The following is a 10,096-nucleotide window of genomic DNA, read 5'->3' as shown; positions in this document are numbered from 1 at the left end:
AATTTGTCGCCGATGTGGAGTTCGGTGCTGGTGCTGGCACTCCCGATTGCACTCGACCCGGTGCGTCTCGGTGTCAACCTCCTGCTCGTCTCCCGGCCGCGCCCGGCGCAGAATCTGCTGGTGTACTGGATTGGCTGCGTGAGCGCGAGCTTCGTCCTGCTGCTGGTGCCGCTCTTGGTGCTGCACTACACGCCGTTGTTCTCGTCCTTCGTGCACGACCTGGCGAAACCCAACACCACGGCGAGTTCTACCGTGCGTCACGTCCAAGTGGTCTTGGGCGCTGTGGTTTTGGCGATCGCCGCGCTGATGGCGGTGCGCCTGGTGACGCGCCGAAGGGCACAGCCGGAATCGGATGCATCGTCGCCCGTTTCCCGGCTGCTGAAGCGCGGCCAGGAGGCGCCGGCCGAGGGTGGATCAGTATTCCAACGACTGCTGGGGCGCGCGCACCGGGCGTGGGAGGGCGGGGCCCTCTGGGTGGCGTTGGCGATCGGGTTCTGGGCGGGGCCGAACCCCTCCCTCGTCGTGTTCTCGCTCGCCGCGATCCTGTCCTCGGGAGCCGTCATCGGCGCGCAGATCGGCGCCGCCGTCGCGTTCATCGTCGTGAGCCTCGCGGTCGTCGAGGTCGTGCTCATCAGCAATGTGGTGGCGCCGAACAGAACTCAAGCGGCGCTACGGCGGGTGCACGACTGGGTGGGTGGCCGCCGCAGCCAGATCGTGGTGGCCATCCTGGCCCTGGTGGGGTTGGCGTTCGTGGCCCAGGGGACCGGCCTCTCGTAACCGGTCCGGCCTCGGCTCCCGTCAAGCCCGCTTCAGGGCCACATCCAGGATGACCTTGACGGGCTTCGTGGTGCCCAGTCGGGTGACCCCATACTCCTTGGGTGACACGACCACCGTGGCGGTGTAGCGGGGTGGACCCGCTGCGGTCGACCGTGTCGCGTGGAAGGTGACCGACTCGCTGACGTCGCGAACACGCAGGACTCCGGTGACGTCGAGCCCGGTGGGTGTTTCGCTGAGCGCGGTGCTGCGGAACTCCATCGTTGGAAACCGTTCTGCCGCAAACACGTTGTCTGCCCTGAGGTGCTCGTCGCGCATCTTGATGCCGGTGGTCACGCTGTCGGTCCAGATGATGACCGAGACCTCGGATTCGGCCACCGAGGGACCTACCGTGATGGCCGATTCGTACCGCTCGAAACGGCCGTTCACCTTCATGCCGAGAACCGCCTTGGCCTGAAAGCCGATTGACGTCACGTTGGCATCCAAGACCCACCGGCCTGCGCTCAATTCACTGTTCTCACTGTTCGCCACAGTCCATCCCTTCTTGATCAAGCACGGGTCGCGGCAGTCTTGCCCAGCGACATGATTGTGACGGTAGCGCGTCACAGTGAGCAACCGCGCTGACCGCCAACCACCAGCTCAGCGGAAGCGGACGTCCAATGTCGCCAGGCCGAAGATCTTCCGGCCAGCTGACTTCGCGGCGACGATGACGACACCGGTGCGGGTCGCCGGGTCCAGGGACTTGATCCGACCGCTGTACTCGATGTCCGCGCCGTCGGTGGCCGACACGATCGCGGGCTGCGACAGCCGTATCGCGTAGCGGGTCACCGCACCGGGGTCACCCGACCAGGCTGAGGCGAATCCGGCCCCCAAACCCATGGTGAGCATTCCGTGGGCGATCACGTCGGGCTGACCGGCCAGCTTGGCGATGTTCTCGTCCCAGTGAAGTGGGTTGGCGTCGCCGGACACGCCGGCGTAGTTCACCAGGTCGCCGCGGGACAGCCGGGCGTGGTGCACCGGTAGCTCGTCGCCGACCCTCACCTCGTCGAAGGACGGCGTCCCCGGCGTGCGGGTCGTGCCGCCCTCGGCGATCCGCGTCTCGCCCGCCGGCCGCACCGTCTTGAGGTAGCCCTCCTCGGAGTGGTCGACTCCGAGGAGGTCCACGTCGTGCATCATCACCGTCTGCACGGCGGTCCTGATCGCCGGATCGACGTCCTCGGCGGTGACGCCAACGACGGTGGTGTGCAGGGTGTGGACCCGCTCGCCGGCAGCGTCGGTGAAGGTGTTGGTCACGGTGATCAGGTCCCTGCCTGCGATCCTGCGCACCGATGACAGTTCGACGTCGGTGTGCAGTTCGTCGCCGGCGACGATCGGGCGGTGCTGCTCGAAGACTTCTTCGGTCTGCAGGTACATGTCATAGCCGATGACCACGGATTCGAACATCCGGCGATTGCAGGCCATGGCCGGGGCCGACGTGAACGTCAGCGGGGCCACCAGATCCGAATACCCCAGCTCGGTCGCGGCGGCGCAATCCCAGTGCGCGGGGTGATAGTTCTGCACGGCGCGGGCGAACTCGCGTACCTTCTCGCGGCCGACCAGGTACGCGTCGTCGATCCGGTAGTAGTGGCCGACCCGAGCTTCGAGCGCCGACGGTTCTCCTGCTGCGGTCATGAATGCGTCCAACTCTTCTATCTGCTCGTTCACTGGGGCCGACACAGGACACTAACGTGCGGACACCGCGGCGATGGACACCGCTGGGCTCGCCTGATGAGTTTTCGTCGCCGACGGGGTCCAAACCGGGATGGCGAACGGATCGCCACGATGCTCAGCAGGAGGAACCGTGAGCACGATTGAGCTCCATCACGAGATCTTCGGCCGTGGTCGGCAGACGCCACTACTGCTCGTTCATGGCGGCGCCGGGACGATCGGCACGAATTGGGGTCGTGCGATACCGACGTTCGCGGGCGACCGAACCGTGATCGGCGTCGAGTTGCAGGGTCACGGGCACACCCGTCACGCGCCTCGCGCCTACACCTTCGAGAACTCGGCCGACGACATCGCGGCGCTGATCCGCGAGCTGGGAATCGACCGGGTCGACATCATGGGTTTCAGCAACGGCGGGCCCACCGCAGTACGGTTCGCGCTTCGACACGCGGACCTGACCCGGCGCGTCGTCGCCGCGTCCGGCTTCTATCGGCGGGACGGAATGATCGACGGATTCTGGGACAACTTCGACGATCCCCAGCTCGACGCCATGCCAGCCGTCCTCAGACAGGCCTACGCGGCGATCAATCCGGACCCCGCCGATCTGTTTGCCATGTTCCAGCTGGACGTCTCGTTGATGCGGGACTTCCAGGATTGGGACGACCAGGAGCTGGCGTCGTTGGACGCGCCCGCCCTCTTCATCAGCGGTGACCACGACGTCGTCCGGCCCGAACACACGGTCCAGATGGCGCGGCTCGCGCCCCACGGTCGAGCGCTGGTGTTACCGGCTGGCCACGGCGACTACCTGGGTGCCGCGGACGCCGGCGAGGTTGACGCTGCGTTGGCGCAATCGTGTCTGGGCCTCATCTACCGGTTCCTCGGCGAAGGCGATTCGCCTGCCACCTGAGCGAGATGCGGACCGACTCAACTAGCTCGTCGCCGTCAGCGTGGCGACGCCAGGCCCCTCGAGTTGCTCCAGTGCCTCCAACCGCCCGGAGAGCACCAGAAGCAGCGCGAGCGCAGGTCCGCGAACTTCGGGGCCATCGCCGATGGACAGCTCGACGTCCGTCGCCGAGATGCCGACACCGGAGATGAGTTCCTTGGCTCCGCCGAAAGCCGTTGACGTTCGAGCCTGTTGGCGGAGTGATCTGACGACGGCCGCAGGCGGGGTCGACGTCCGCGAGGCGACCTGACGAAGCCGATCCAACGTCTCTTGCGGCGACGCACCACGTCGGCGTTGCACACCGCGGGCGTTCTGCCGATCGAAGTCGAACCTCGCCCGCACCATGTCGGCCACGAAACCGAGCCGGGTCGTCATGGCCGTGTCGACGAGGTGGGCGACGACGTCGTGGACGGTCCACCCGTCGCAGAGCGACCGCCGACGCCACTGCGCGGCATCGAGGTCTTGGAGGTCGTCGATCAAGGCCGCACGCTCGGCGTGCACCATTGGCCAGACATCGTTCGGCACGGCTACTCCTTCGTTGGGTCCTGACGCCCCTGCCAACTAAGACCGGTGGCGGCATGGGAATTCATCGCCGGGTAACGGCCGGTTCGCCGCAGGAGGCGCCAGCTACTTGCCGCGATCGTCGACCCACTGACCGAACCCAGCCCTCGCTGGACAGGCGAACCCAAGGCGAGTTGCTCCGTCAGCATATTAACGAAAGCCCTTAGCGCTGAGTGACTTTCGGCGTAGCATCGGCGGGACGGGCATCGAGAGCAAGGAGTTCGTGATGGCCATCGTTTTGCGACCCGGCGGCAGCAATGACTTGATCCGCCTCCTCCAAGCCAGGCTGAATCGGGACTATCCGCTCTACTCCAACCTGGTGGTCGATGGGATCTACGGAGCGGCAACGACGGCCGTCGTCAGGGCGTTTCAGCGCCGGGCTGGCCTGACGGTCGACGGCATCGCCGGTCCACAGACGCTGGGGCGGCTGGGCCTGAACTTCGAGCAACCACCGCCACTGCCGACGGACCGCCCGTTCTTCTACGGCGCCTCGGGCACGTGGGCCACCCCGTTCCAAGGGCCGCCGTTCGATGTCGGATGGCGGCTGGAACAGCTGGGGCTGGTGCGCAACCAGCCGGTTGGATATCCCGCGGCCGGCTTCTTGTATCCAAATCCCTTCACGAGCTACAACGAGTCGGTCGCACTGGGGGTTGCAGAACTCCTCCGGCTGATCTTGATGAACGCCGGCAAGTTCTACTTGGCCGGTTACAGCCAGGGTGCCGAGGTGGTGGTGCGGACGCTGCGCCTGATGCTGCCCGGCCAACCGCTTGCGCATCGTGCGGGCGACCTGGTTCAAGTAGTGACGTTCGGCAGCCCCTGCCGTCCGCCAGGGCCGACGCTGCTGGGCAACGACCCGCCAGGATCGGGAATCTCACGCATCTACACACCCAACGAGTTTCGTTCTCGCACATACGACTTCGTCCTGGATGGCGACATGTACGCCACGGCGACGGACGACACGCTGTTGCACCTAGGGTACGAGGCACTCACCGCGCTGGAACTCGATCTGCCATTCGCGTTGAAGATCCTGAGTCTCATCCAGACCAACGAGTTCCTCGACTTGCTCGACCTGACCAACACGCCGGAGACCTTCGCGAAGGTGGTCAGGACGGCAATCGTCGTCAGTGACTTCCTGGTCCGCAATCCCCACGTCCACTACCAGGACTGGCTGGACTTCAACGGAACCACCGCAGTCGAGCGGGCGATCCAGATCATCACGTCCGGCGTCGCAGCGCCCACCTAGACCAGCTGCGACGTGTCGACGGCCACGGCGTTCGTGATGGTCGGCAGTGACACCTGCAGGTTGGACACGTTGAGTACACCGAACGCGCCAAGGTTCTCGTAGTTGAACGTCGACGCGACGATCTGCAGGGTCAGCGTCTGCCCTTGGCTCAACGTCTGCGCCACCTGCTCCAGCGGGATGGTGATGGTTCGGCTCTGGCCGTCCAGCGTCACCGGGATGGGCGTCACCTGATTGCCGAGCACCGCGCCGGTCGAGTCGTCGACCAGTTGCGCGTAGACGTGCGTGCTCGAGCCCGTGCCGGAGTAGGTCATCGTCAGTTTCGGAGAGCCCACCACGTATGTGGTGCCCGTCGCCGCCGGGATGGTCAGGTTCACCGCGTTGGCGGCCTTCGTCCCGCCGATGGGCAACACGAACAGCAGTGGTCCCGACCCGCCGAGGACGGGGAGCAGGGGCAGCACCGCTGGCTGACTGCTGGCGGCGACGATCGACACCCCGGCGGTTGCCGGGTAGGTAGTTGACGAATAGTACTGTCCCCGTTGATCGACCCACTCGAACTGCGGGCCGGTCGACACGTCTTGCTGACCCTTGACGTAGTGAGCCAGCCAAGCGAGCGTCTCCTCGGTGATCACCTGGCCGTCGGTGGGATCGAGCAGATTGTTGCTGCAGACGCCGTGGCCGCCACAGAACCAAAGCACCTTCGTTGGCACGTGGGCGGCCATCAGTGCCAACGCGTTTGCGTCGGCCTCCTGCAGTGAGAAGAGGGTGTCGACGGTGCCCTGGATCAACAGGGTCGGTGCCGTGATGTCCTTGATCAGTGCGCCGGGCCCGCGCTCAGCCAGCAGGTCCTGCTGCGCCTGGGTCAGGGAACCCGTCAGTGCCCCGGAGACGGACGCCGGATAGACCTCGGGATTGGGGCGGGCGCCGGTCAGCAGCAGGGCTGCGGTGAGCAGCGTTCCCCAGCCGCTCTTGAAGGCGTCGCTCTTGTAGAGCGAGGTGTTGAGAGTGTTCCAGGCGATGGTCGGCACGATCGCGTCGATCCGGTGGTCGGCGGCCGCGGTCACCAACTGGATGCCACCTCCGTAGGACGCACCGACCATTCCCATCCGCGGATCACCGGGAGAGTCGAGCTGGACCTCCGGTTGGGTGGCCACCCAGCTGATGATGGCCGAGGTGTCGCGGGCCTCGAAGTCCGGGGAGTCGAGTTCGAGCACTCCGCCCGAGCGGTATTCGCCGCGTGGGTCCCACGTCACGACGTTGTAGCCGGCGGTGCGCAGGGTGCCCACTCCCACCGCCCCGAGGTTGTCGGTGATGATGCCGTCGAGCAAGGTGCCGTCGAGGTTCGTCGCGCCAGGCATTCCGAGACCAGGGCCGTTCAGGATCGTGGTGGCCTTCTGGCCCGCCTGCAGACCGCTCGCCGGCATGAAGTGGACGTAGATCTGGGTGCCGTCGAACGAGGTCAGCATCACGTCGCGGGAGACCGGCGCACCAGGCGTTCCCGGCTGCACCGGGTATCCGATGAACGGGTGGATGACGTCGCCGAGGATGGGAATCTGGTGGATGGCGGCGACGATCGGGGTGACGAACACCGGCCCGAAGATTGGGATCTGCTGCAGCCACTCCAACGGTGGCGTCTGGATGACGGCGACCACCGGGGGTGGGTCCTGGGTGACGGCCGCGGCGAGCTTGACCGTGGCGGCGCCGGCATCGAGTGCGGCGCTCTCCGGGTTACCCGCATTCGGTGTCTGCGGGACCAGGGATTCCTTCCGCGCCGCGGCCGCCGCCGTCCACGTCGCGGGGGAATCCGGCGGGGTAACCGGGGTCGGCGGGGTCGGTGGGGTTCCGCCGGGGAGAGATTTCGCCGGGCTGAGGACCGCCGCGCTCACCGAGACGACGGCGTCCTTGGCGCTGGTGTCCGACCCGGCGACGGCCGTCTCCCCGGGCGTCGAAGGTTCGGGAGGCGTCGCCGAATCAGGCTGTGAATCGGCGCCTTTCGCAGTCGTCGATCCGCTCGGTTCGCCGCCGGTGCCTGCGGTCGCCGAGGAGGCAGTGGTCTTCGCCGGTTTACCGTGTCGTCCGGACTCCGAGGGAGCGCCCTTGTTCTGTTTCGCCGTGGGGTGCGAGCCGGTGTGCGCCGTGCCGGGGCCGACCGTGGTGTCCGTTGTGGTGGCCGCCGGTGTGGTGGTACCTGGCGCGTCACCCGCAGGAGACGTCGTGCTCGACGATGGCGCTGCACCGGACTGAGCCGTCGTGTCGGCCGAGGCGACCCCGCACCCCCCGTACAGGACCGCAGCCCCGATCCCGAGCGCCGCAGCCAACCCGCCGATTCGACCTACGAAGGCAGCTTCCCCCATGTCGACCTGACTCCCATCGCAACGTCGGTTGGTGCGGTTCAGCGGATCGAACTCTAGCGGCGGACTCCCGGCGGAAAAGGTCAATTCGTCGGATCAGATCGAGGGTTCTGGTCAATGAGTCAACTGCGTCGCGAACGTTCTGGCGGCCGCGAGGTCACCGTCGGTTGGGTGGGTCTTGTTGACTCCGCCCAGGAGTCGCAGCGGGCCCACCGTGTCGATGCCTCGGCAGGTGAAGGTGCCGATGACACGAAATCCCTTGTGCTCCAGCAGGTGCCCGAGGGTTCTGGTGTAGCGACGGAATGGCGGCTCCGGCAGCCCGCTCGTCGCGAAGACGAAGGCGTCATGGCCCGCCATGTCCGGAAGGCGATGGACCAGGTCAACGAGTTGGGTGTCGAAGCCCATCCAATAGATGCCCGAGCCGAAGCCGATCCGCTGAACGTCGCGCAGGGCGTCGGGGGTCACCTGGGCCGGGGTGAGCACCTGCGCCTCGAGAACTGCGCCGATGACCTCGGCGACGCGTCGGGTGTTGCCGTGTGGTGACCTGGACGAGTTGATCACGAGGGTCGTCATGCCAGGCATCCTCGCATGGCCACGCAATCATTCGACGGCCCAACGTCACTCGGCGAGGGGGCGGTGCGTCCTGCGAGCGATCTCCGCCGCGACGATCTCCCGATAGCGCTGGACGAGCTGGTCGCGAGTCAAGCCGAACTCTTCGAGCACCTCGTCGGCGGGAGGCCCACCGTACGGTGCCCAATTGCGCATGAAGGTGACGATGTCGCGCGCGAAGCGATCCGCGATGCCGCCATTGGCCATCTCAGGACCCGCCCTTCTTCTTGTTGTAGATGTCGAAGCCGACGGCGGCAAGCAGGACCAAGCCCTTGATCACCTGCTGCACGTCGCTGCCGATGCCGATGAGCGACATTCCGTTGTTCAGCACGCCAAGGACGAACCCGCCGATGATGGCGCCGAACACCGTCCCGACGCCACCGCTGGCGGACGCGCCGCCGATGAAGGCCGCGGCGATGGCCTCCAACTCCATTCCGATTCCGGCCTGTGGCGTCGCGGAGTTGAGTCGGGCGGCGAAGAGCAGGCCGGCCAGAGCCGACAGCAGACCCATGTTGACGAACACCAGGAAGGTGACGCGCTTGGTCTTCACTCCGGACAGCGCCGCCGCCGCACCGTTGCCGCCAACCGCGTAGACCTGCCGCCCGAAGACCGTGCTTCGCATGACGAACGCGTAGACGACGAACATCACCGCCAGGATGATGCCGACGACGGGCACGCCGCGGTAGCTGGCGAGCAGCATCGTGAAGGCGGCGAGTGCGGCGACGATGCCGACGTTCTTGGCGAGGAACAAACTGGGTGCGGAGACGTCGAAGCCGTAGTGGGACTGCGCCCTTCGTTGCCGTACCTGCTGCAGCACGGCCGCGAACATGACGACCACGCCGAGGATGACGGTGGGCCAGTGGTAGAGGCTGTTGGCACCCATCTCGGGCAGGAATCCGCTGCTGACCTGTCCGAAGCTGCGGGGGAACGGCGCGATCGACTGACCCTCGAGCAGATATTGCGTCGCGCCACGGAACACCAACATCCCCGCGAGGGTCACGATGAACGACGGAATGCCGACATAGGCGATCCAGAAGCCTTGCCACGCACCGATCGCCGCGCCCATCAGTAGGCAGACGACGACCGCGACCGGCCACGGCATGTGGTTGTGGATCATCAGGACCGCGGACATCGCTCCGATGAAGCCCGCGATCGAGCCGACGGACAAATCGATGTGACCGGAGATGATGACGATGACCATCCCGATCGCCAGGATCAGGATGTAGCCGTTCTGCTGAACGATGTTGGTGACGTTCAGCGGCTTGAGCAGAATGCCGCCCGTCCAGATCTGAAACAGGATCACGATCACCGCGAGCGCGGCGACCATGCCGTACTGGCGGAAGTTGCCCTGCATCGCCTTCTTCAGCCACCCGCCCGGGGAGCGGGGTGGCGGCGCAGGCGCAGGTGCACTCGAGGCTGTGTTCACCGTCGGAGTGGTGGTCATCTAGCTGCGTCCCTTCATCATGTAGCGCATCAATGTCTCCTGCTTGGCGTCCGCCCGGGCTACTTCACCGGTGAGACGACCCTCGTTGAGGGTGTAGATGCGGTCGCACAAGCCGATCAACTCGGGTAGCTCGGATGAGATCACGATTACCGCCTTGCCTTCTGCGGCAAGGGCATTGATGATCGTGTAGATCTCGTACTTGGCGCCGACGTCGATCCCGCGGGTCGGCTCGTCGAGGATCAGCACGTCCGGGTCGGCGAAGATCCACTTGCTCAGCACCACCTTCTGCTGATTGCCGCCCGACAGGTTGCCCGCGATCGCCTTGACCGAGGGCGCCTTGATTCGCATGTCCTTGCGGAAGCGCTCGGCGACCACCGTCTCCTCGTGCTCGTTGATGACCGAGGCCCTGCTCACCTTCGACAGCGACGCCAGCGTCACGCTGCGTGCGATGTCGTCCATCAGGTTGAGCC

Annotated in this window: 11 protein-coding genes; 3 read left to right on the top strand and 8 right to left on the bottom strand. The window is 66.1% G+C overall.

Going from position 1 to position 10,096, the window contains the following annotated elements; all coding sequences use genetic code 11:
• Positions 1-777 (top strand): GAP family protein (locus tag QOD90_RS26120; RefSeq protein WP_526354543.1); only part of this gene is annotated, 777 nt, incomplete at its 5' end.
• 21 nt (positions 778-798) lie between these two features.
• On the opposite strand, the gene QOD90_RS26115 is transcribed toward QOD90_RS26120, so the two are convergent.
• Together QOD90_RS26115 and QOD90_RS26110 are read right to left on the bottom strand one after the other, a co-directional pair.
• Positions 799-1,305, bottom strand: a complete 507-nt coding sequence (locus QOD90_RS26115; RefSeq protein WP_526354542.1) for a YceI family protein — start codon at positions 1,303-1,305, stop codon at positions 799-801.
• 108 nt (positions 1,306-1,413) lie between these two features.
• Positions 1,414-2,445: a fused (3R)-hydroxyacyl-ACP dehydratase subunits HadA/HadB gene (locus QOD90_RS26110; RefSeq protein ID WP_526354541.1), complete on the bottom strand. Its 1,032-nt coding sequence runs from the start codon at positions 2,443-2,445 to the stop codon at positions 1,414-1,416.
• Positions 2,446-2,614: 169 nt separating this feature from the next.
• Here QOD90_RS26110 and QOD90_RS26105 point away from each other — a divergent pair, with 169 nt between their 5' ends.
• Positions 2,615-3,385 (top strand): alpha/beta fold hydrolase, encoded by a 771-nt coding sequence (locus QOD90_RS26105; protein ID WP_526354540.1) that lies wholly within the window; start codon positions 2,615-2,617, stop codon positions 3,383-3,385.
• 21 nt (positions 3,386-3,406) lie between these two features.
• Here the strand turns inward: QOD90_RS26105 and QOD90_RS26100 are convergent, their stop codons facing one another.
• The gene (locus QOD90_RS26100; RefSeq protein ID WP_526354545.1) at positions 3,407-3,925 is read right to left on the bottom strand and encodes a maleylpyruvate isomerase family mycothiol-dependent enzyme; all 519 of its coding nucleotides are present in this window, start codon (positions 3,923-3,925) and stop codon (positions 3,407-3,409) included.
• Between the two features lie 283 nt (positions 3,926-4,208).
• Here QOD90_RS26100 and QOD90_RS26095 point away from each other — a divergent pair, with 283 nt between their 5' ends.
• Positions 4,209-5,225, top strand: coding sequence for a peptidoglycan-binding domain-containing protein (locus QOD90_RS26095; RefSeq protein WP_526354539.1), 1,017 nt, complete (start codon positions 4,209-4,211; stop codon positions 5,223-5,225).
• On the opposite strand, the gene QOD90_RS26090 is transcribed toward QOD90_RS26095, so the two are convergent.
• From QOD90_RS26090 to QOD90_RS26070, 5 genes are all read right to left on the bottom strand, one after another.
• Positions 5,222-7,576, bottom strand: a complete 2,355-nt coding sequence (locus QOD90_RS26090) for a CocE/NonD family hydrolase (RefSeq protein ID WP_526354538.1) — start codon at positions 7,574-7,576, stop codon at positions 5,222-5,224. The genes QOD90_RS26095 and QOD90_RS26090 overlap by 4 nt on opposite strands.
• Before the next feature lie 111 nt (positions 7,577-7,687).
• On the bottom strand, positions 7,688-8,146 hold the full coding sequence (locus tag QOD90_RS26085) for a flavodoxin family protein (RefSeq protein WP_526354537.1): 459 nt from the start codon (positions 8,144-8,146) through the stop codon (positions 7,688-7,690).
• Positions 8,147-8,191: 45 nt separating this feature from the next.
• Entirely contained in the window at positions 8,192-8,389 is a 198-nt protein-coding gene (locus tag QOD90_RS26080) for a hypothetical protein (protein WP_526354535.1), read from the bottom strand.
• Between the two features lies 1 nt (position 8,390).
• A complete protein-coding gene (mmsB, locus tag QOD90_RS26075) occupies positions 8,391-9,626 on the bottom strand; it encodes a multiple monosaccharide ABC transporter permease (protein ID WP_526354533.1) in 1,236 nt (411 codons plus the stop codon).
• On the bottom strand, positions 9,627-10,096 hold a 470-nt coding region (locus QOD90_RS26070; protein ID WP_526354531.1), incomplete at its 5' end, for an ATP-binding cassette domain-containing protein. It lies immediately after the preceding gene.

Origin of the sequence: Mycobacterium sp. (assembly GCF_032161845.1) — a bacterium.
In the GTDB taxonomy this organism is placed as follows: domain Bacteria; phylum Actinomycetota; class Actinomycetes; order Mycobacteriales; family Mycobacteriaceae; genus Mycobacterium.
Note: the sequence above shows the minus strand (reverse complement) of the source record. Positions and strands in the feature narration are given on the sequence as shown.

What these genes read in the sequence shown, in the direction of transcription:
- QOD90_RS26095 (WP_526354539.1), top strand. Translation starts at nt 4,209, where the DNA reads ATGGCCATCGTTTTGCGACCCGGCGGCAGCAATGACTTGATCCGCCTC.
- QOD90_RS26080 (WP_526354535.1), bottom strand. Translation starts at nt 8,389, where the DNA reads ATGGCCAATGGCGGCATCGCGGATCGCTTCGCGCGCGACATCGTCACC.
- QOD90_RS26110 (WP_526354541.1), bottom strand. Translation starts at nt 2,445, where the DNA reads ATGACCGCAGCAGGAGAACCGTCGGCGCTCGAAGCTCGGGTCGGCCAC.
- QOD90_RS26090 (WP_526354538.1), bottom strand. Translation starts at nt 7,576, where the DNA reads ATGGGGGAAGCTGCCTTCGTAGGTCGAATCGGCGGGTTGGCTGCGGCG.
- mmsB (WP_526354533.1), bottom strand. Translation starts at nt 9,626, where the DNA reads ATGACCACCACTCCGACGGTGAACACAGCCTCGAGTGCACCTGCGCCT.
- QOD90_RS26100 (WP_526354545.1), bottom strand. Translation starts at nt 3,925, where the DNA reads ATGGTGCACGCCGAGCGTGCGGCCTTGATCGACGACCTCCAAGACCTC.
- QOD90_RS26085 (WP_526354537.1), bottom strand. Translation starts at nt 8,146, where the DNA reads ATGACGACCCTCGTGATCAACTCGTCCAGGTCACCACACGGCAACACC.